Source organism: Paenibacillus xylanilyticus, assembly GCF_009664365.1.
Taxonomy (GTDB): Bacteria; Bacillota; Bacilli; order Paenibacillales; family Paenibacillaceae; genus Paenibacillus; species Paenibacillus xylanilyticus_A.
Map to the genome: position 1 here is coordinate 4,120,649 of NZ_CP044310.1, position 22,941 is coordinate 4,143,589.

At 47.7% G+C, this 22,941-nt stretch carries 17 protein-coding genes; 1 reads left to right on the forward strand and 16 read right to left on the reverse strand.

Annotation, left to right across the window (positions count from 1 at the left end):
• Positions 1–101 precede the first annotated feature (101 nt).
• Complete coding sequence (locus tag F4V51_RS18165; RefSeq protein WP_153979131.1) at positions 102–440, forward strand: MGMT family protein; 339 nt, start codon at positions 102–104, stop codon at positions 438–440.
• Between the two features lie 140 nt (positions 441–580).
• Here the strand turns inward: F4V51_RS18165 and F4V51_RS18170 are convergent, their stop codons facing one another.
• The 16 genes from F4V51_RS18170 to nth all read right to left on the reverse strand — a co-directional run bounded on the left by F4V51_RS18170 (position 581) and on the right by nth (position 22,894).
• Positions 581–2,092 carry a DHA2 family efflux MFS transporter permease subunit gene (locus F4V51_RS18170; protein WP_153979132.1) on the reverse strand — a complete coding sequence of 504 codons (1,512 nt, stop codon included), beginning with the start codon at positions 2,090–2,092 and terminating at the stop codon, positions 581–583.
• A complete protein-coding gene (locus F4V51_RS18175) occupies positions 2,089–2,535 on the reverse strand; it encodes a MarR family winged helix-turn-helix transcriptional regulator (protein WP_153979133.1) in 447 nt (148 codons plus the stop codon). The genes F4V51_RS18170 and F4V51_RS18175 overlap by 4 nt, the downstream gene beginning before the upstream one ends.
• 269 nt (positions 2,536–2,804) lie before the next feature.
• Complete coding sequence (locus F4V51_RS18180; RefSeq protein WP_095361860.1) at positions 2,805–3,245, reverse strand: MarR family winged helix-turn-helix transcriptional regulator; 441 nt, start codon at positions 3,243–3,245, stop codon at positions 2,805–2,807.
• A 228-nt stretch (positions 3,246–3,473) separates the two neighbouring features.
• Positions 3,474–5,936 (reverse strand): DNA gyrase subunit A, encoded by a 2,463-nt coding sequence (gene gyrA, locus F4V51_RS18185; protein WP_153979134.1) that lies wholly within the window; start codon positions 5,934–5,936, stop codon positions 3,474–3,476.
• 12 nt (positions 5,937–5,948) lie between these two features.
• The gene (gene parE, locus F4V51_RS18190) at positions 5,949–7,928 is read right to left on the reverse strand and encodes a DNA topoisomerase IV subunit B (RefSeq protein ID WP_095292702.1); all 1,980 of its coding nucleotides are present in this window, start codon (positions 7,926–7,928) and stop codon (positions 5,949–5,951) included.
• A gap of 76 nt (positions 7,929–8,004) precedes the next feature.
• Complete coding sequence (locus F4V51_RS18195; protein WP_153979135.1) at positions 8,005–8,994, reverse strand: ABC transporter permease; 990 nt, start codon at positions 8,992–8,994, stop codon at positions 8,005–8,007.
• Positions 8,987–9,952: an ABC transporter ATP-binding protein gene (locus F4V51_RS18200; RefSeq protein ID WP_153979136.1), complete on the reverse strand. Its 966-nt coding sequence runs from the start codon at positions 9,950–9,952 to the stop codon at positions 8,987–8,989. Before F4V51_RS18200 ends, F4V51_RS18195 begins: the two co-directional genes overlap by 8 nt.
• The gene (locus tag F4V51_RS18205; protein WP_153979137.1) at positions 9,952–10,818 is read right to left on the reverse strand and encodes a GDSL-type esterase/lipase family protein; all 867 of its coding nucleotides are present in this window, start codon (positions 10,816–10,818) and stop codon (positions 9,952–9,954) included. Before F4V51_RS18205 ends, F4V51_RS18200 begins: the two co-directional genes overlap by 1 nt.
• A 234-nt stretch (positions 10,819–11,052) precedes the next feature.
• Entirely contained in the window at positions 11,053–11,814 is a 762-nt protein-coding gene (locus F4V51_RS18210) for a CAP domain-containing protein (protein ID WP_153979138.1), read from the reverse strand.
• 440 nt (positions 11,815–12,254) lie between these two features.
• Positions 12,255–12,713 (reverse strand): GNAT family N-acetyltransferase, encoded by a 459-nt coding sequence (locus F4V51_RS18215; protein WP_095292715.1) that lies wholly within the window; start codon positions 12,711–12,713, stop codon positions 12,255–12,257.
• Entirely contained in the window at positions 12,703–13,890 is a 1,188-nt protein-coding gene (gene purT, locus F4V51_RS18220) for a formate-dependent phosphoribosylglycinamide formyltransferase (RefSeq protein ID WP_153979139.1), read from the reverse strand. The genes F4V51_RS18215 and purT overlap by 11 nt, the downstream gene beginning before the upstream one ends.
• Positions 13,891–14,026: 136 nt before the next feature.
• Positions 14,027–15,877 carry an ABC transporter ATP-binding protein gene (locus F4V51_RS18225; RefSeq protein WP_153979140.1) on the reverse strand — a complete coding sequence of 617 codons (1,851 nt, stop codon included), beginning with the start codon at positions 15,875–15,877 and terminating at the stop codon, positions 14,027–14,029.
• A complete protein-coding gene (locus tag F4V51_RS18230) occupies positions 15,874–17,646 on the reverse strand; it encodes an ABC transporter ATP-binding protein (protein ID WP_153979141.1) in 1,773 nt (590 codons plus the stop codon). Before F4V51_RS18230 ends, F4V51_RS18225 begins: the two co-directional genes overlap by 4 nt.
• A gap of 268 nt (positions 17,647–17,914) precedes the next feature.
• Complete coding sequence (locus F4V51_RS18235; protein ID WP_153979142.1) at positions 17,915–21,589, reverse strand: dynamin family protein; 3,675 nt, start codon at positions 21,587–21,589, stop codon at positions 17,915–17,917.
• A 313-nt stretch (positions 21,590–21,902) separates the two neighbouring features.
• Positions 21,903–22,175, reverse strand: coding sequence for an NAD/NADP transhydrogenase alpha subunit (locus tag F4V51_RS18240; RefSeq protein WP_095292936.1), 273 nt, complete (start codon positions 22,173–22,175; stop codon positions 21,903–21,905).
• Positions 22,176–22,198: 23 nt separating this feature from the next.
• Entirely contained in the window at positions 22,199–22,894 is a 696-nt protein-coding gene (gene nth, locus F4V51_RS18245; RefSeq protein ID WP_127540382.1) for an endonuclease III, read from the reverse strand.
• Positions 22,895–22,941: the final 47 nt, after the last annotated feature.

The following is a 22,941-nucleotide window of genomic DNA, read 5'->3' on the forward strand; positions in this document are numbered from 1 at the left end:
CGATCGAAACGACAAGTATCATGACCATTCACTACAAGACAAAGATCTGTTAGAGAACAGAGCCAATACTCCTAGGATGGAGAAAGGAAGTTTGCATTCAAATGACACCGTTCACTAAACAAGTCGTGGCCATTATTGCATCTATACCGGAAGGCAAAGTCATGACCTATGGCCAGATAGCTGCTCTTGCGGGCAGCCCCCGTGCTGCAAGGCAGGTTGTGCGCATTCTTCACTCCATGAGCCGCAAGGAGCGACTTCCCTGGCATCGTGTCGTTAACGCCAAAGGAGAGATTGCCATTCCAGACGAACATGCTCGCATGATGCAGGAGACCGAGCTCGTCAGCGAGGGTGTTGAATTTCAGCTGAATGGGACCATTAACCTCCAGCAGTTTGGATATGATCCTGGACCGGTATTTCTTGACGATTCATCGGACGGATAACACCAGGAATAATTCTTTTTCGCTATCTCTAATACAAAAAGAGCCTCAGCAGTTTGAACTGCTGAGGCTCTCTCTCATTCAATCGCTTTGTATACAAGCGTAACTCGTATGAATATTAAAAGATGATACCAATAATATATTTAAGCTGTTGCATTCGCTTTTTGATGCTGTTCCACCGGTGTTGGTTCAATTGCCGGCTTCGTCTTACGGATAAAGAACGCCAGAAGCATTGCGGCAACGGTCATCCAAGTAGCCACCGTAAATGCGTAGTTTACCCCGTAGATGGTTGCATCTGCCGTAGCACCGAGCATAGCAGCTTGATCCTCAGGATTAATCTGTCCCAAGGCAAGTGTATCTGCCAGGTGGGATTTCAATTTACTGCTCATGATCGTAACCAGAATGGCTGTACCAATCGCACCAGCAACCGTACGAAGTGTGTTGGACATTGCTGTACCGTGTGCGTTCAAACGCTGTGGCAGTTGGTTCAAGCCGGCAGTCTGAATTGGCATCATCAACATCGACATACCGAACATCCGTGCAGTATAGATAAACATCATGTAGCCATATGTTGTATCAATGGACAGGCGGCTGAGCCCCCATGTCGTAATTGCAGTAATCGCAAGACCTGCAACGGACAGCCAGCGAGCGCCAACTTTGTCAAAGATACGGCCAGTGATTGGAGACATAATCCCCATCAGAATCGCACCAGGCATCATGAGCAAACCTGATTCAATTGGTGAGAAGCCGCGAATATTTTGCAGGAAAATCGGAAGCAAAATCATGCCGGCAAACATCGCCATTGTCACAAGCATATTAATAATTGTAGTTAATGTGTACATGTTGTATTTGAAAATACGGAACTCCAGCAATGGATGATCGGTTGTCAGTTGACGAACAACGAACAGGATCAACGATATGGCACCTACGACCAGGCAGCTGATAACCACTGCACTTCCCCATCCATCTGTACCAGCATCACTGAAACCGTACAACAAGCTACCAAATCCAAGTGTGGACAAAACAACGCCTGGATAATCGAGTTTCGGTTTGGATTGACGGGTTACATTTTTGACAAATGCAATACCGATTGCTGTTGCAATCACGGAGAATGGCAAGATGATATAGAACAGCAGTCTCCAGGAATAATGTTCTACCACATAACCGGAAAGCGTAGGTCCAATGGCCGGAGCAAGGATCATGGCGATCCCCATTGTCCCCATGGCCTGACCGCGTTTCTCAATCGGGAAAATGGTCAGGAACACGACAGTCATCAGAGGCATCAGAATACCTGCGCCTGCCGCTTGAATCACACGACCAACCATCAGAACGGAGAAATTCGGACTGATTCCGCAGACCAACGTTCCTAATGTAAATAACGTCATTGCCGTAATAAAGATCTGACGTGTTGAAAATCTGGCAATCAGATATGCCGTGACCGGAATTAGCACGCCATTGACGAGCATGTATCCCGTTGTCAGCCATTGGGCTGTATTCGCCCCGATACCGAGATCTTCCATGATTTTAGGAAGAGCCACGTTCATCAGGGTTTGGTTCAAGAAGGCTACAAATGCACCAATTAGCAGCGCGGCTACAATCGGTCCCTTCTTAATATTGTCCATCGCAGAGGATGGAGCTGCAGCGGTAGTACTCATGGGTTGTTCATCTCTCTTCCTTCTAACTTTTCAATCATTTGAGTATGAATTCTTAGCAGATGCTCAAGATCTTCTTTTGGAATATCCAATATGGGAGATACTCTTTCCATCCACAACTGGTGGGTTTCCTGCTGTGCCTTATCTCCTTTATCCGTAATTTGCAGCATAACGGAACGGCGATCAGAATGGGAACGTGTCCGGATTATGTATTCACCCTTGACCAGACGTTCAACCACAGCACTCATGGAACTGCTGCCCATATGGCACAGCTCAGCCACCTCGTTGATGCCAATGGAAGGACGCTCCTTCAAAATGGATAACACCATAAATTGAATCGAAGTTAACTCAATCTGCTTGTTTTCATTCCAGAATGCCCGAAACAGCATTTGATTCACTTGCCGGAACGAATTGATAATGTAGAATACTTCATACGTATCAATCATTAATTCACCCTTTTTACTTTTGGAATATAATATTTCGCACACGAAATATCAGGGGAACAATTATTTATTATAACAAAAATAATAACATAGTCAACTCTTTACATATAAATTTTCTGAAATCTTTCTGAGTCCTATACAGCAGACAAGTCAATTCCCTCCAGCCAAAATAAATACCATAGCACTCCTGCTTAGGATCCACAGGCTTGCTATGGTATAGCATTAACTTTAAATCATATCATCATGAATTATCCCCTATCCACCATTGTTCATTAGGATGTGGAGGACAACGCATGTTCCTTTGTTTTGGGTGCTGTCATCTTACCCAGCAGATATACAAGCAGCTGTTGGTTGTGCATTGAAATATTGCTGAGTACGGAATTCATGAAATCATTTCGAATAGCAACGCCACGTTCTGTCTCCATGCGTCCCTTGTCAGATAAGGATACCCACACGATTCTTCGATCGTTGTCATCGCGATCTCGACGAATCAAATTGTTTTTTTCCATACGGTCAAGCAGCATCGTTACTGCCGCAGGTGTTGTAGCCAAAAAAGGAATCAGATCGGATGGCTTCATTTTCTGATGATCCTCAAGAACCTCCAATACAGCCAGCTGTGCCTCTGTTAAAGAGGGGGCCAGTTCCTGATCCATATGCAGCTTATAGTCCTTGGTGAGCCTTGACCAGCACTTGGCAAAATCGGAATTATACATCTTGAATCGCTCCTCTCTGCAACCCGGTTTTTCACTTCACTAGCTTAACTTTTCGCGCTAAAAACCCGCATTCCTGCTGCCTTTTTTCAATTTCCCAGCGATCGACCGTAATCGACGAAGGTTGTTAAACTTCGCATGGACAGCCTCTTTTAATCCGAGTTTGAACAACAAAAAAAGACTCTTTGCACGACAGAGTTAACTGCTGTGCAAAAAGTCTTTTTACTCATTTTACGATGTTGATGCTGGCTGATTTTCATCGAAATTCATGAGAAGTTCCACGATTTCATCCTGTTTATCCACATGAACCAGCAGCTTGCCAATATGTTTGCGTTCCGTAATCGGTACTGCTTCAGAAGAAATCGGATACGCCTGCCCTTCTTTGGTCATTACCGTTACGTTTCGTTGTTCCCTGCAATAGAAGGCACCGGCTATGCGGCTTCCGTTCGGTTTTACCCGTTTACCTTCTTTGAATTCGAATGTGGCAATACCTTTGCCTCCTCGACTTTGTAATGCATAGTCCAGCAGCAGCGAACGTTTACCATAGCCCAAGTCGGACAGCACGGCAATCTCGCCCTCATCTCCTTCCACCCATAAGGCAGAAACGACTTCATCCGTATCTTTTAACTGAATACCACGAACCCCTCCGGATACCCGTCCCATTGGATTGACCTCATCCTCACGGAAACGGATCGCCATCGCTTCCTTGGTGATAAGCATAATATCCTTGCCGCCTGTGCTCAGATGTACCGATAAAACCTCATCGTCCTTACCCACTTTGCAAGCAGCTACAGCTCCGGAACGTTTGGTGACGTACTCTTTCAGCTCGGTACGCTTCACCTGTCCCTTACGTGTAACGAAGACAAGACTGTGACCTTCTTCTTCGAAGGACTTGACTGCGAGCACACTCGCGATACGATCATCTTTCGCTAACGGAATGACATTGACAATGGCTGTCCCGGGGTCTTTCCACTTGAATTCCGGCACCTGGTGAACAGGCAGCAAAAAGTACTGGCCTTTTTGCGTGAACACGAGCAGGTTTTCAAGCGTATTGACTTCAAGCACCTGTGAAATATAGTCGCCTTCCTTTACACCGCTTCCGTTACGTTCGCCGCCTGAACGAGTAAAGGACTGCATTCCCGTACGTTTTACATAGCCCTCTTTGGATAATGTAACAAACACATCTTCCGCGTTGACGAGGACTTCCAGATTAACCTTAAGCTCTTCCACCTCACCCTGAATGGCTGAACGACGGTCGATCCCGTATTTCTCCCGGATTTCCATCAATTCTTTGCGGATGACACCAATTAGCTTGCGGTCGCTATCCAGAATGGAGCGTAATTGGGCAATCTTTTTCATCAGATCGTCAAGCTCTTTCTGAAGGGATGTGATCTCCAGATTGGTCAAACGGTACAGCTGCAGCGTCAAGATGGAATCCGCCTGGCGCTCCGAGAATCCGAACATCCACATCAGATTATTTTGCGCGTCCTGACGATTTTTGGATGCCTTGATTGCTGCAATGACTTCGTCAAGAATATTCAGCGCTTTGACAAGACCCTCCAGTACGTGTGCACGGTCTTCCGCTTTCTCCAGCTCATACTTCGTCCGGAACGTCACAACCTCACGCTGATGGGCGATATAGGCTTCCAGGATGGATTTCAATCCAAGCTGTTGAGGTGCCTTGTTCACGATGGCAACCATGTTGAAATTGTAGGTTACCTGAAGATCGGTTTTTTTCAGTAAATAAGCCAGGATACCTTGCGCATCCGCTTCTTTTTTCAATTCAACCACGATACGCAGACCGTCACGTCCACTCTCATCGCGAACTTCGGCAATACCTTCTACTTTTTTCTCAAGTCGGATATTCTCCATGGCTGTAACAAGTCTGGATTTTACCACCTGGTATGGAATCTCGGTAATGACAATCTGCTGCTTGCCACCGCGCATATTCTCGATATCCGTTTTGGAGCGAATGTAAATTCTTCCTTTGCCTGTCCGATAAGCATCCAGAATACCTTCGCCACCCATAATTAAGCCGCCTGTAGGGAAATCCGGACCTTTCATGAACATCATGATCTCGTCCAGCTCAATCGATGGTTTTTCCATGACCGCGATGCAGGCATCTATGACTTCACGCAGATTATGCGTTGGTATCTCGGTTGCGAAGCCGGATGAAATACCACTTACGCCATTGACCAGAAGGTTGGGATAACGAGATGGCAGCACAACCGGCTCTTTGGCTGTATTATCGAAATTGTCCTTAAACAGAACGGTCCGTTTCTCGATATCTCGCAGCATCTCCATCGCGATCGGTGACAATCGGGCCTCTGTATACCGCATCGCTGCAGCCGGGTCATCATCCTGGGATCCCCAGTTACCATGACCGTCGACGAGCACATGGCCCATTTTCCAAGGTTGTGCCATCCGTACCATACCATCATAGATGGAGGAGTCACCATGGGGATGGTAGTTACCCATCACATCACCGACGGTTTTTGCGGATTTGCGATAAGGCTTCTCAGGCGTATTTCCGGAATCGTACATGGCGTATAGAATACGACGCTGCACGGGTTTTAACCCATCCCGAACATCGGGAATGGCCCGATCCTGAATAATATATTTGGAGTAGCGACCGAACCGGTCACCAACGACCTCTTCGAGAAAGGCCGGCAAAAATTGTTCTGATAGACTCATTCCAAGCACCTTCTATTCTTCGTACTCTGTAAAGTCGACGTTCTCTACAATCCAGCGCTTACGCGGATCGACCTTATCACCCATAAGTGTTGACACACGTCGCTCCGCTTTGGCAGCATCTACAATCTCCACCTTGAGCAGCGTCCGTGTCTCCGGATTCATCGTCGTTTCCCACAGCTGATCCGGATTCATCTCACCCAGACCTTTATACCGTTGAAGTTCGACGTTGTTTCCAAACTCCTTCATGTAATTCGCCAGCTCATCATCTGTCCAAGCGTAGCGAACACTTGCCATTTTGCCGGACTTGCGGGTGAGCTTATACAATGGCGGCTGTGCAATAAATACTTTACCTTGATCAATCAGAGGTTTCATATAACGGTAAAAGAAAGTCAGCAGCAGCACCTGGATATGTGCACCGTCAGTGTCCGCATCGGTCATGATTATGATTTTGGAATAATTGCTGTCTTCAACGGCAAATTCAGTCCCAATACCCGCTCCGATCGCAGCCGTAATTGCACGATATTCCTCGTTTTTGAGGATATCAGCCAGCTTTGATTTTTCCGGATTGAGCGGTTTCCCCTTCAGAGGCAGTATCGCTTGAATCTTCGAATCGCGTCCCTGTTTGGCCGAGCCTCCTGCGGAATCCCCTTCAACAATAAACAGCTCGTTCCGGGTAAAATCCTTGGATTGTGCCGGAGTCAGCTTACCATTCAGGTTGGAACTTTCACTGCGCTTTTTGCCTGTACGCATCTCGTCACGGGCCTTGCGTGCAGCTTCTCTTGCCTTGGAGGCCTGAACCGCTTTGCGAATCAAAGTCTGAGCCACCTGCGGGTTTTCTTCCAAGAACCGCTGCATGTTCTCCGAAACGACCGAATCGACCGCACTTCGAGCGGAAGCGCTGCCGAGTTGATCTTTCGTTTGTCCAACGAATTCGACTTCGGACATTTTTACGCTGATGACAGCCATCATGCCTTCGCGAAGATCATTACCCTCAAGGTTTTTATCTTTTTCCTTAATCATGTTGGTGCGTCTTGCATAATCGTTCATCACACGGGTATACGCCGTCTTGAATCCGGTCTCATGTGTACCGCCGCCCCTGGTCGGGATCGAGTTAACAAACGAAGCCAGCGTTTCGGTGTACCCTGCGTTGTACTGGATCGCCACTTCAACCTCGATGTCATCCTTCTCCGCATAGAAGTGAATAACATCATGCAGCACATCTTTATTTTCGTTCAAATACGCAACAAACTGGCTTGCTCCGCCTTCATACATGTACTCATCCTGATTGCCTGAACGTTCGTCTTTCAGAACAATTTTCAGGCCCGAGTTCAGAAAAGCAATTTCCTGAAGCCGTTCTGCCAGTGTATCATAATTCAATTGAATGCCATTTTGGAAGACACGTATATCGGGTTTAAACGTTACTTTCGTCCCTGTCCGGTTGGTATTCCCGAGTACTTCGAGTCCCGTTACCGGCTCTCCGACATGTTCGACACCCTTTTTGTCCTGCCAATATTCAAAACGTTGACGATGAATCTTGCCATCACGGAAGATTTCGACTTCAAGCCACTCCGACAAAGCGTTCGTTACCGAAGCACCTACGCCGTGCAGTCCGCCTGATTTCTTATATCCTGATCCACCGAACTTTCCGCCTGCGTGCAAAATCGTAAACACGACCTGGGGAGTAGGAATCCCTGTTTTATGTATACCTGTCGGAATTCCCCTTCCGTTATCCTGAACCGTAATAGAACCGTCCTTATGCAGCGTGATATCGATTTTGGAGCAGAATTTGGCGAGATGCTCGTCGACAGCGTTGTCCACAATTTCCCATACCAAATGATGCAGACCTGAAGTGCTGGTGCTGCCGATGTACATCCCGGGCCGTTTCCGAACCGCTACCAGTCCTTCAAGTACTTGAATGTCGTCCGCGTCGTAGCCTGAAGACCCCTGTCCTCCGCCTGTCGAACCTGCCGACATATCGATTTGCTCGACCATTCATGCTCCCCCTTCTTAACTTGCAACTGAAAAAATGCCTAAAATGCAAACAGATGTTTTCTTATCCTTGTCCATTTTAATTCAAGATATCCCGTTTCGTAAAGACAAGGAATGACACAATGAGTGAGGCAATGCCCCAAACACTAAGCACAATAAGGGAAAAACCCAAATTCATTCCTTCAATCGGTGGCAATCCGCCGGACAAATAATCCGGAAGTTCCAGATTAACCATGAACAGGTATTTGGCTGACTGCCAAGAGGCAGCCATATTCGTGAGAATGGTTCCTGCGATAAGTGCAGCCATCATTATAACAATACTTGCTGCCGTGCTGCGAACCAGTACGGAAACCATAAAAGCCAGAATGGCCACAATGACGCTCACAAACCATATCAATCCTGCCTGCATGAGAAGATACAGCCATTGATCCACAGCGTGTACGGCAGACAGATCCACATCGGTACCCACAACCTTGAATCCGGTAAAGATCGGCATGCCGAAACCTTTATAACCGAATACTGCACCTGATATAACGTAACAGATAATATACGCAGATACGACGATTATAGACACAAACATAATTAGGGTGACCAGTTTGCTGAGCAGTACTTTCCAGCGTTTGACCGGCCGAGTCAGCAGCATCTTGATGGTACCCGTTGTGCGCTCACCCGACACCAGATCCGAGGCAATGGCCATAATAAGCAGCGGGATAAACAAACCAACCGCATTATTCATGAATTCCCGGGTAAACGTTACACCATTGGGCTCCTTCGGGTTCACGTCATTTTCCAGATAGTATTGCATCTGCTGGATATAAACCGTACGGTACTTTTTGTATTCCTCAGGCACCCGGTCACTGCCCAGTGAATTTTGATTATCCGTGATTGCCTGCTGAAGTTCAAGTCTCCAGTCGCCACCAAACTTGTCGCGGTTATTTTCCGCAGATTTCATCTGGGCATACGTAAACATCGGAACCAGTACCGCAAGTACAATAAATATAATATAAAGACGTTTCTTCTTCACCATCTTAATCGTTTCATTTCGGATGAGCGGCATGATATTACTCAATGGATTCACCTTCAGTCATCTTTAAGAATAATTGTTCCAGTGTTGGCTGAACACGCTGTACACCTTCAACCTGAATTCCTGCCTGAACCATCTGATTCACAAGACCTGCGATGCGTTCCTCGTGCATTTCAGCCACAACCGCATTGGATCCAAGCCCTGCGATAATGGTATCATCCATCACCTCGGCTGGGCGATCCACTAACGCAATACCTGCGTCAAGCAGCATTTTCCTGCCCTCCTCCAGAGGTGAAACATGCCATATGGCGAATTTGGAGTGATCTTCAATTAATTCATCTACACCGCCAACGGCAAGAACGCGACCTGCACTTATAATCGCGACCCTGTCACACAAAAGCTGAATTTCACTCAGCAGGTGACTGCTGACAAATACAGCCATCCCTTCGCTTGCAAGTTGTTTGATAAACACCCGAAGCTCCTTAATCCCTTTGGGATCAAGTCCGTTGGTAGGTTCATCCAGAATCAACAGACGTGGGCGTCCAAGCAGGGCCTGGGCGATCCCCAACCGTTGGCGCATGCCTAACGAATAGGTTCTCACTTTATCATGAATTCGTTGATCCAGACGGACAATATCCACCACTTCCTGAATACGGGCATGATCCACACCAGGCTGCATCCGGGCAAAGTGCTCCAGATTCTCCCAACCTGTCAGGTAAGTATACACCTCCGGATTTTCCACGATGGAACCGACGTATTGCAGAGCACGCTCTGGGTCACGATTCACATCATAACCACAGACTTTAATATTGCCTTCTGTCGGTTTGATCAGATCAACGAGCATGCGAATGGTTGTTGTTTTTCCCGCTCCGTTCGGTCCCAGAAAACCAAAAATTTCTCCAGGCTTCACTTCAAAAGTGACATCTTTGATAATCCATTTACGTCCTATTTTTTTCTTAAGATGCTGCACAGACAGTACATAATCGCTCTGCGGCTCTGCCATTAGTTCGTGCTCCCTTCTGCCGTTGTTTCAGCCTGATATTCCTGAGCGATCCGAACCGCAATCTCCTCGTATCCTGCACCATTCGGGTGGAAGTGATCGGAAGAGAGATATTCGCCCAGGTGATTTTCAAACAGATCAAAGGTGGGTACAAGTGTCATCTTATCCTCTTGGTTCAAAATTTGGAGCGCAGCATCATTCCATGCAGCTACAACCGCGTTGCCGGGTACCTCCAGCTCCTTGACGTCCCCAAACGGGTTATAAAGACCTATGTACGCAATCTGTGCTTCCGGATTGATCTCTTTAACTTTCTTCAAAATTTCCTGGAGACGCTTGGACGTTTCCGGCAATACAGCAGCCAGCTTTTCGGCACTCGGCGGGTCCTCACCCTGCAATACCTGACCACCCTGAAAGAGATCGTTAGCTCCAATGGACAATAAAATAAAGTTGGATTGCTGGAGTACGTAACGTACACCTTGCTCATCCAGTTTACTTAGTAATGCATCCGTTCTCAGGCCATTGACTCCCAGGTTGTTCAGTACCTGAACATCATGTCCCTGTTCCTTTAAAATATTGCCTGCACGCCTTACAAAGCCCAGTCCTTCATCATCTCCCGTGCCTCTAGCCAGAGAATCACCAATAACGGCTATTCGAATTTTACCATCATCAACTGGAGCTGCGGGTTTGCTGGCCTCATCGGCTGGTGTTTTCGTCGACTGCCCCGTGCCTAAAGCTGAATCCCCCTCAGGATAAATGACGTCTTTTATGGCATAACCAAAACCGAATAATAGCAAAAGCGTTGCCAAAATGGACACCGTACTGATTGTTCTCCAGATCCATGGCGCTGAATCAAGGGTTTTTCTTTTCATTCATCACATCTCCGCTCATGTACACCTGGTTGGGTGCTTATAGTTTAAAATGGTTTGACTTTAAGATGACGCTTTTTCTAAATAACATAAATGTTCTGTCGTTAATTTGCAAATTTTGCCGCTCTTTCTTTTTAAAAGTTTTATAAATGGAAAAAGGCTATGCCTCACACAGATTTCGCTGTGCTGACATAACCTTTTTCCGAATTAAATCTGAACGTTATTCATTCAAATGACTTATTTGCCGATAAATTCTTGAGCCCAGTAACCGTTGTAGTATCCAACACCGATTTGAGTAAAGTTTTTGCTCAGGATATTCGCCCGGTGTCCTTCACTGTTCATCCATGCAGTAACTACTTCTTGAGGCGTTTTTTGACCTTTGGCTATGTTCTCACCAGCGTAGCTGTATGTTACTCCAAATTGTTTCATCATATCAAAAGGAGAACCATACGTTGGTGATTGGTGATCAAAATAGTTGTTGTTGCTCATGTCTTTTGCTTTGGCAAGCGCGACTTTATCCAGAAGTGCATCGGATGCCAGTGCGCTTAGACCTGCTTTGGCACGCTCAGCGTTCACCAATTTTACAACCTGTGCTGCAAAATCGGATTGAGTTGACTCATTACCACTGTTGCTTGAGTTATTACCAGTTTTACCTGTGTTGTTCGCATTACCAGAGTTGCTGCTGTTCTCAGGCTTTTTCGTTGGCGTAGCCGCTGGTTTCTCTTCTTGCGTTGGTTGAGACGGTTTTGTTGTTTCTGGCTTCGTTGTTTCAGGCTGTGCTGCTGGTTTTTGAACAACCTGACCATTCGATACCGTAATTCCGTTATCCTTCATCCACTTTTCAAGCAATGTTTTCAGGCTAGTTGCATCCGTAAGTTTAATTGTAGCTTTATATGTGGACACCTCTGCCGCGGAAGCAGAAGCAGGGAGCATAATTCCTACGGCCAGTACAGCTGTCAGACTTCCAGCGACGACGGTTTTCAACAAGTTCTTTTTCAAATTCATTCATCTCCTCGAAAATTAATTAGTTACAACTTTGTAATTAATACTCTAGCAGTATACCAATTCATACGAGTGATGTGAACCTATAAATTATGGAAAAGTTACTTTTTTGTAATCTTTAATAGCGTTTCAAAAGCATTAAATCGGTTTAATTGTTTAAGTCATGCTATAAGACATGAGCCTATATCCGTAAGTGCAGTAGTAGTTGAATTATAGTTATGAAATGATAAGCTCATTGCCTGTATCAATGGTATAAAGCTTAACTGCTTTATCCATGTGAACCGCCTACTACACTATCATATATGAAAACCAACCCTTAGGGGGCGTCCTTATTTAACCAAAAAAAAGACATCCGGAATGTTGGTCCGAATGTCTCGAGTTACCTGTACATCAACAATCTGGTTGAGGAATAGGTACCTTGTTTTGAAGAATCTTTTCTATAGAAGGACTTTACTGAAACGATATCCTCTCTTCTGAAAGCCAATGTGCTCATAGAAAGAATACGTTGATGAAGCAACTTCACGATTCGCACCGGTGACAAACAATTGTTTCCCACCTTGCTGTCTGCCCCAGTCCTCAGCACGAGCCATCAGACGACGGCCAATTCCGCCTCCACGGTACTCTTGCCCTACAATCAAGGACGTAATTTGGGCGGCAGGTTCTGGATAGGCATGACTTTGCACACATTGCAAGCCGATCATACCAATAATTTGTTCATCCACTTCGGCAACAAGCATGCACGCGTTTGGATTACTCTCCAAACCTTCAATGCGCTCTTTCATAACATTGGCTGTTGTCGGATAGCTGACCTCTCGCATCAGTCCCGTTACCGCTTCAGCATCTCGCAGTTCACACTCTCGGATCGTCAGTACAGGGGCCTGGGCATTATTGGACATGATTTACCTCCACTTTCAGCATATTTGCGGCTTGAACCGCTGTTTTTCGAGCTTCTTCCACATCGTGGCTTGCACTAAGCGCCACAGCCATCCGGCGTCCCACTTTGACCTCAGGTTTGCCAAACACACGAACCTGCGTACGTGGAAGAGCCAGTGCTTCTTCAATCCCGCCTATAGTAAAGTCGGATGTTTCATGATTGGCTTTCAGCGTAGCTGAAGCTCCAGGTGTAAGCAGATGTACATCTGTCACAGGGAAACCCAGAATTGCACGCACATGCAGCGCAAACTCGGAGCTATCTTGCGTTACCATGGTAACCATACCTGTGTCATGCGGACGAGGGGATACCTCGCTGAACACAACTCCGTCCGAAGTCAAGAAGAGTTCGACACCGAACAGCCCATAACCACCTAGCTCATCGGTCACAGACTTGGCAATATGACAAGCTTGCTCCCATTGCTGCGGAGTCATTGCATGCGGCTGCCAAGATTCGACATAATCTCCATCCTTCTGAATGTGACCAATCGGAGGACAAAATACAGTTCCTGATACAGATCTTACGGTGAGCAGCGTTATTTCACTGTCAAATTTCACAAAGCTCTCCACGATGACACGTACAGATTTGCCGCGCGCTCCAGACAGAGCGATATTCCAGCAATTCTCCACGTCATCCGGCGTGCGGCATACACTCTGCCCTTTACCGGAAGAACTCATCAATGGTTTGATCACACAAGGTGTACCCAGTTCACGAACGGCTTCTTGAAGCTCTTCCAAGTTGTTCGCAAATAGATAGGCTGCTGTCGGAAGTTTCAATTGTTCTGCCGCCAACCGCCGGATGCCTTCGCGGTCCATGGTTAAACGGGCAGCACGTGCCGTCGGCACAACACAAAATCCCTCTTCTTCAAGCTCCAACAACGCTTCTGTCGCAATCGCTTCGATCTCTGGTACGATGTAATGAGGTTTTTCCTTGCGAATCAATTGTTTCAAAGCTTCGGCATCTAACATGTCGATGCAGTAAGACCGGTGTGCTACCTGCATGGCAGGTGCATTGTCATAACGATCAACAGCAATCGTTTCAACTCCCAGTCGATGGGCCTCAATAACGACCTCTTTTCCCAATTCTCCGCTACCCAGCAGTAGCATTTTTTTGGCTTGAGCCGTAAAAGGAGCACCCCACATGTTCTTTCCAATCCTCCCAAAGAGAAATCTTCTATATCTGTCTCTCTATTTTCGGGGTTTTGGTTAAAGATTGCAAGGGTGCTCCCTATTTTTCTTGTGAATTTTACAAGATTTTTTGTGTTTTTTCGATCAATTTTTACAAAAATCTGTATTGAGCTTCTATTAATCCATTATAAACTCCTTGTTTCTGGATAAGTTGCTCATGGTTTCCTTCTTCCTTGATTTCACCGTGATCGAGCACAATAATGTTATCTGCATTCCGGATCGTCGAGAGTCGGTGAGCGACCATGAAAGAGGTTCTGCCTTTAAGCAGCACTTTCAATGCTTCCTGAATTTTGAGCTCTGTCTCGGTATCAATACTTGCTGTTGCTTCATCCAGAATAAGAATCCGTGGATCCGCGAGCAAGGCACGGGCGAAGGACAGCAGCTGCCGTTGTCCCATGGACAGCACGTTTCCTCTTTCTTCAACCTCCGTATCATATCCACCAGGCAGCTTCATAATAAACTCGTGGGCATTGACCGCCTTCGCAGCCTCCTCCACTTCTTCATTGGTTGCGTCCAGTCTGCCAAATCGAATATTGTCTCGAATCGTTCCGGAGAAGATAAAGGTATCCTGCAAGACAATGCTTACCTGACTACGCAGACTCTCAACCGTAATATCCTGTATATCATGGCCGTCAATCGTCAGTCTTCCTCCGGAAATATCATAGAAGCGGCTGATCAGGTTGATAATTGTACTTTTTCCCGAGCCGGTGTGACCAACCAGTGCAATGGACTCACCTGCTGCGGCCTTAAAGCTGATTCCTTTAAGCGCCTGTCTACCTTTCTCGTATTCAAAAACGACATTGTCAAATACGATATCGCCTTTAATAGAAGGAATCGGCTTCGCACCCGGTTTGTTCGCAATGCTTGGTTCCTCATCCATGAATTCGAAAATGCGTTCGGAGGAAGCCATGGCTACCAGCAATTGATTGTACATCTGGCCCAGACGGTTGATCGGATCCCAGAAGTTACCGACATAGTTGGCGAAGGCTACAAGCAAACCAACCGTTAACTGACCATCTTGAATCAAGTACGCACCAAACCAGAACAGGATCAATGTACCGAAACCGCCGGTAATTTCAATGAGCGGTCCAAAGCCCTGGTTCATGGCTGATGCTTTGTCCCATGATTTTTTGCTGGACATGTTCATGTTGTCAAAGTACTTCATGTTTTCTTTTTCCTGTGTATACGCCTGAGTAACGCGGATCCCCTGAATGGATTCATTCAAGTGGGAGTTGATGCGGGAGTTCTTCATGCGTACATCCTGCCAGGCACGGCGGATCAATACCCGCAGCTTGGTGGAAATAATAAACATGATCGGTACTGTAATAATAACCGCAAGGCCGAGTTTCCAGTTGATGAGCATCAAGATGACGATAATTCCCAACAACTGCACGCAGTCGATCATGACGTTGACCGCACCATTGGTGAACAAATCCTGCAATGAGTTGATATCATTCGTGACACGAACGAGTACGGACCCAGCAGGTCTTTTGTCAAAAAAGTTAAAGGACAGTTTCTGAATATGCTTGAACAGATCCGAGCGAAGGTCATAAATAACCCGCTGTCCTATAATGTTGGTTAATTTGATCCGGTACGTGTTGGCCGCCCATTGAATGAGATAGAGCAGGAGTACCGAACCCCCAATAATATATAACAGGGTCATGCTTGGCAGTCCGCTCTCCGGTGCTATGGCTCTGTCAATTGCCAGACTGATCAAGAAAGGAACCGATAATTTCGTAATCGTCCCCAAAATCATCATCAATATGATCAGCGGCAGAAGCTGCCTTGCGTAAGGTTTCATATAACCGAACAAACGTCCAAATTCTTTCCAGTTAAACGGTTTCTCAATGATCTCATCGTCCTGATAGACGAATCGTTCATTTAAATTCTTTTCTGAGGTCCCTTTGACCTCGCGCCTGTCTGCTACCGTTTCGGCACTCATGAGTTCACCTGCTCCCCAGCCTCCCGCTTGCCGCGGGCGATGTAGTCTGCGTATTGAATTTTGTAAACATCCTGATATGGTCCAGGTTCTTCAATAAGACGTTTGTGTGTACCGCGCTGAACGACACGCCCTTCATCCAGTACCAGTATCTCATCTGCATGTCGCAGTGAGGAAATCCGGTGTGCAATGATAAAGGTTGTTCTTCCTCGCATAACTTCCTGGAAACCGGACTGGATCTCATGCTCGGTCTCCATATCGACTGCACTGGTCGCATCATCAAGTACCAGAATTTTCGGATTTTTGAGCAATGCTCTAGCGATCGCAATCCGCTGTTTCTGACCCCCGGACAGACCCATGCCACGTTCACCAACAACCGTGTCATATCCGTCCGGAAACTCCATAATGAAATCATGTGCTTTGGCCAGCTTCGCTGCCCGAATAATATCATCCATACTTACGTTTTTGAGACCATACGAGATATTGTTGCGTATGCTGGAAGAGAACAGGAACGTTTCCTGAAAAACAGAAGCGATCTGGCTGCGCAAGCTGCGTATCCCCATGTCCTTAATATTTTTACCATCCAGCTTGATGGTTCCCGAATTGACGTTATACGCACGCATCAAGAGCTGAATAATGGTGGACTTACCGGAACCTGTGCCTCCCAGGAAACCGATAACCGTACCCGGAGGTGCATCAAAGTTGATATCGGTTACGGCCGGCATTTTATTGCCATACGCAAAGGTTACGGAATCAAACGTTACATGTCCCTTAACCTGATCAGCTTCAACAATGATTGGATCTTCTGTCTCCTGCACGTCCACCGGTGTATTCAACAGTTCCAGCACCCGTTCGCCAGAAGCTTTGGATTGTGTATAGTTGTTGATATGGAATCCAAGGTTCCACATAGGTCCGATTATGTACCAAATCAAACTGAAAAAGGCAACGAGTTGACCAAGGGACAACGTTTGATTGATAACCATTCTTCCTCCGATGACCAGTAGGAGTACAACGCTTACAGAAGCAAGAATTTCCATGATGGGAAAATAGCGACTCCACAACGTTGCAGCATGAATCTGATTCGTTTTGTAACGCTCGTTGCGTGTGGAAAACTTCTCCACTTCGTAAGGCTCACGTGCAAAGGATTTTACGGTACGCACTCCAGTGATATTTTCCTGTACGGCTGTCGTCAATGAACTGAGCGCCAGTCGCATCTCCTGGAATGCAGGGTGGATCTGGGATTCAAATCTTAGCGCAACAAAGGCAAGCAGAGGAATACATATGAGTGTCAGCAAGGTAAGCTGCCAACTCATCGTCATCATCATAATTGCGCCGAATACGACCATTAAAACCATGTTCAGAATCTGTGCAAAGCCAAATCCGATAAAGTTGCGGATGGCTTCCAGGTCTCCCGTGAGGCGGGACATCAGATCACCCGTCTTGGCCGTATCATAATACCGGAAGGATAAAAACTGAAGCTTTTCGTAACATGCGTTACGCAGTCGGTACGCCAGGAAGTTACCAAGGCGTCCTCCATAGAATCCGTGTAAAAACTGCATTCCTGCTTTCAAAATCACAACACCTAACACGGTTAAAGCAAGTATGGGAACGTCTTCAAAATTGCGCGGAATAATGACATCATCAATCAGTACCCTGAGCAAATTCGGATACACCAGCCCGAGCGCAGTCGCTATGGCGAGGAACAAGATTGATACAAATAAATACGTGCGCTTTTCCCAAAAAAAGGTTTGCAGTTGCCTGAGAACATCCATGTTTCTCCTCCTCTTGTCTCGTTCAAAAACGGTATGAACATTTATGAAGTTTATCACCGTCCCCCATTCGCGGCAAAGCGAATAACTGACCATATTCAGGCTACTTTCTCCTTAATGCGTCATTAACAGGAATAAAAGACCACCTATCAATCAAATGTTTGAATATTCTCTTTGTTTCAGGTTGTTCGGACAAAAAAAGGCTCCCTGGTTGACCTGGTCGGTCAGGAGCCTTTTTGCAGATACATATGCATACACTCTACGTGTATACTTATTCGTGTACGAATTGCTGCACTTGTGCTGAAAGACTGTGCCATTCCTCGGCTGGAACGCCACTTGTCAGTGTCTCATTCAATGCGGCAACAGCTTCTTTCAGTCGATCTTCCAACTGGCTGGCTTGATGCTGCAATGACTGATGCAGTTGGGCATCATAGAACTGGACCAGTTTTTCCTGTGCTGCCGGAAGAACGCCAGCCACCATTTGTTTGATGACCGGATCGAGCGCTTCCTGAAGTCGTTGTCTCCCTTCACCTTCAAAGAATTGCTTCGGGTTGCGGAAGTAACTGAGATACGCTTTCCATCCTGACGGTTCCTCCAGCCGAATCTCCTCGAGCACAGGTGTACTCCAGTTCTCATTAAAAGCAAGCGAAAGATCCATTCCGCCTGATCGCTCTTTAAGTTCCTGAACGCAATCATCGATCTGCCTCATTAACCAGCTCTTCCCTGCCTGCTCCAGTCGGAGTGTCGTCGCAAGCAATTCCTGTTCCAGCTCTACAGCGATCATACGCAGCAGTTCACGTCCGCATGCTGCAAATGCCCCTTTTAGATTACCTCGGTCTTCCCGAAGAACGGAAGGATGGAACGCTTCTGCCATGAAGAGACCCAGTCGGTAACCCAGCCGCTGTCTGACATGAAAGAGCAGTTCAGCCGTCTCCTGAGCAAGCTCTTCTCTCATGGAGCGCTCGGCAAGGGTTCGGATTCGAACGAGTGACTGATCCATGACGGCATGCAGTTCCTGTCTCCGCTGCTGCAGCACTTCTTCGCCCTGAACGGCATCGTGCGCACGCTGATCTAATCGCTGGATAACCCTCGACAGTTCTTCGGCAGCACCTCCTACGGCAAGGTCAGCAAGTTCTGTTCCAGCGAACCGATTAAACTCTTCCTCAAAACGAATGAAACCCGATTGCTCCAGCATATCCGCATCTCCCGTGCTTTTGCCTTCCATGGCAAGCAGGCTGGAAACCGGAAATAACCGCGGGGCCCGAATCCCATTGGTTCGAAGCTGAGTACTGACATGCTCCAGTACCTGTTCAAGTTCTTCTTCGGATGATGACAAATCACTGGCATTCACCACAAAGAACATCTGGTCCATGGCCGAGCTGTCTTTTACCCGTCCCAGTTGGTTGAGAAACTGTCGATCCCCCTGGGAGAAAGCATGGTTGTAGTAGGTTACAAAGATAAGCGCATCTGCATTCTTCATATAATTGAATGTAACACCCGTATGACGGGCATTCACCGAATCGGCCCCAGGTGTATCGACCAGCACAATGCCTTGTTCGGTAACGTCACAACTGTAGTACAGATCAATGCTGTCGACAAAGCAGGATTTCCGTTCATTGGCCACAAAATTTCGGTATCCGTTAAGGTCTACCTGCACATCTTGACCAAGCTGATCCATCGTGTCATCCCAGCCTGCAGCAGCCGCCTGCAGGAAGCTGTAGTGCGGCCGTCCTGCGGGATGCACATCTTGTGGCGATAAGGATTGGACCCGTTTCTGCCAATCCGCTCCCGGTTCGCCCAATCCAAGCAAACGGAAGGAATAGGCCAGATCTTCCTGAAATGCGGCCAGGGTCTTCATGCGGACCCGGGCTGTTCCATGCTCCGCGCCTCCAGCCGGAGCCATGATCCGGTTAATCGCCGCTGTCGTTGGATGCGGCGATACAGGGAGTACAGCTTCGCCCAGCAGCGCGTTGGCGAAGGAGGATTTGCCGGCGCTGAAGGCTCCGAACAGCGCCAGGGTAAACGTGCCGCCCGCAAGCGAAGCCGCGCGTGCACGCAGATCCCGTACCGCCGACCCCATGGCGGGGTACGGCTCTACCAGCGCAGCTGCGGCTTCCAGCCGTGCCGCAGCTGCGTCGAGGCGCCGGCGGCGCTGTGCGCCAGCCGCCGGCTGCCTGTGCGCCGCAGCTTTGCGCGGCGGCGCTTCCGTCTGTGGCTGCGCAGTCACAGACGCGGATGTGCCCGTGTCAGAGCCGTGAGCTTCGCTCGGCTCTTGCGCGGGCACATGCGGGCCCTGCACCTCCGGCAACAGCCCGGAGGGGAGAGGGCCCGCAGGAGGCAGCAGGCTGCGCAGCCCTGCTGCCTCGGCGGCGGCGGTGCGCTGCAGCGCTGTATAGCGCGCCGCCGCCGCGGATTGCGCCAGCACCGCTGCGCGGCTGGCGTCCAGCGCCTGAAGCGCGGCTTCGCCCTGCGCGCCCAGCGCTTCAAGCATCCGGTCGGCCAGCATCATGGCCGACCTGCGGTAGCGGGCCTCAATTTCGCCCCGCACCTCCTTGCTGAATTGAAGCACATACTCCGGAGACACCTCTGCGCCAGCGCTCCGTTTCATCTCCAATAGTGCTTCATCCAAAACAGGCAGTTCGATATTCAATGCCTGTTCCCAATCCGGGCTCCACAGCTGATGAGCTTCTCCCAGCTTCCGAAGCATCGTGCGAATATGCACTTCCACTTGACCCGAAGTTTGATCCTGCAGCATTTTAACGAGCTCAGCAGCACGGCGCTGCTTTTCCTGTTCGGTCTTCCCACCTGAGAAAAGCAATCCTACCCGAAAACCAGGTTTCCGGCTCTCAAGATAGGCTGCAGCCGAAGTTCGGATATCTGCAGGAGTGAGGTTGGCATTCGATAAAAGGGACTCCAGCTCCCCCCGGAACTTCTCACGCTCCCGTGAGGGCTTTGCACGAAGTTCGTCTTCTTCAGCCTTTAACTTATCCAGCTCTCGTTCAAGTCGTTCAATTCCTTCCTGTCCTCCGATTTCCTCCAGCAGAGCTGCCTCTTCGTCCTCTCGCTGTTCAGCCTGTCTGATTAAGTGCTGCTCGGTAATATGGCTCGCCGAACTTGCAAGGCTATGACGAATGAGTGCTTCCTTCTCATTCAACATGTGTTGAATCAAATCAGGGAGCACATGCCATTGATTATAACGATGATCCTTATCACGAAGCGAAGTGAACAAGAGCCCATCATATCTGACTTCCCACGCGTCAAAAATCGCCTCTACACCTTTCACATACTCGTCAAACGCCAGCTCCCGTTCCCTATGCTTATCAATCTGATTCACGATGAGAAACAGCGGCTTCCCCCAATCGGAAAGGCTTTTGGCAAAAGACAAATTGCTCTCAGACTGAACATGGTTATAATCCATCACATAAAAGACCACATCAGCAAGGTGAAGCGCCGAATGTGTTGCCAAGCCATGTCCCCGGTCAGTCGAGTCCACACCTGGTGTATCCAGCAGCACAGCATCATCTGCCAGCAAAGGGATGTCATCCCACACTTCAATGGAGCGATATGCACCGCCATTTTTGCAGTACTCTTCCAGTTGTTCAGGAGAGACCTCAAGCGGATCTGCGAGGACTTCCTGATTGTCAGCGCTTTCGTTAGCTGCCGTATAAATCAGCGCTCGCGGCGCGCCATTGCGAATGGACACCACATTGGCACTTGTCGGAACAGGGCTTGATGGCAGCACCCGTTTACCACATAAACTATTGATCAAACTTGATTTTCCTGCAGAGAAGTGTCCACAAAACGCGATCGTCAATTGCTTCATCTCTGCTTTGCTCATCAGATCTGTTAACGCATGTACAGAAGTATGGTCCTCTGTCTGCTCCATTGCCTTGCGCAGCGAAAGCAGTGGTTCAGCCAATTCTACTGGGTAATCTGTTCTGGTCATGTCTGGCCTTCCCCCTGGCTCCTCTTAATTGTACCTGTCATGTCTTTATCTCATAATACATGTATTTTAACATTAGACGAACCGAATTTGAACGGTTTCGTTCATTTGAAGCTAAGTGTTGCAGAAAGAAAACATCATTTTTGCTAAAAAAAATAAAACCGATCTGTCGGTTTTATCTGAATTATGGTTCTATTGATTACACAATGATGTTCACTGTGCGTAGCTATGTATGCTGCATTCAATGCTCGCATGAACTTATGTGATAAGCTCAACGCCAGCATTGATGCAGCATGTCTTGCATATACCAGGAGAATTAGGAAACAGCATTCTCCAGGGAAGGCAGCAGAATTTCGAATACTTGGCCATGCTGCAAAATTGTGATGTCTCTTCCTTTGTCTCTCATAACCACAACTTCCGGTTTGGTAGACATACGCTCCAAATAGTGCTCAGGCACGTCGCCAGAGTGGCTTACTGTGATGCCTTCGACTTCTTTCTCTTCGTTTTCAGCCATTTCCTGTTCTACGATTTGCTCAAAAATATCGGAGAAGGCCTCAAAATTGTCAGTGTACACGGAAATGCATTTCATCATTACTCATCCTCTTCTGGTCATTAATTTATTTTTCGTTTTGGGCTTGTAGCACGTTCCTTATCTTTCCTGATTTGGGACGTTTTCATACGCTTTTTCCCTTCCCGGCATACGTCCAGCAATGGACAAATATGACAAGCGGGATTTTGCGCCTTGCAATGGTAGCGTCCAAAGAAAATAATCCGGTGGTGAGTTAAAGTCCACTCATCCCGGGGTACGCGCTTCATCAGTTTTTTCTCGACTTCAAGTACGGAGTCGTCCCAGCCTGCCAGTCCAAGCCGTTTGGATACACGTTCAACATGCGTATCCACCGCAATGGCTGGTACACCAAATGCATTGGAAACAACCACATTCGCGGTCTTCCGCCCTACACCTGGCAGCGTAACAAGCTGATCATGTTCCTGCGGTACATCACCGCCATACTGCTCTATTAAAATACGGCACATGTTCTGAATATGCTTGGCCTTGTTCCGGTACAAGCCAATACGCCGGATGTCCTGTTCCAACTCTTCGAGCGGAACCGCCAGATAGTCGGCAGGACTGGTGTACTTTTGGAACAAGTCTGCGGTCACCTTGTTTACCGTTTCATCGGTACACTGGGCAGACAACAGGACAGCTACAGTCAATTCAAACGCATTGCTGTGATTTAATTCGCAATGTGCATCAGGGAACATCGCTTCCATCGTATCGAGTATGTGCCTAACCGTCGCTGCATTCATGAAGAGCTACCTCCCACAAAATCACCACACGGTGTGGAGACTTACTT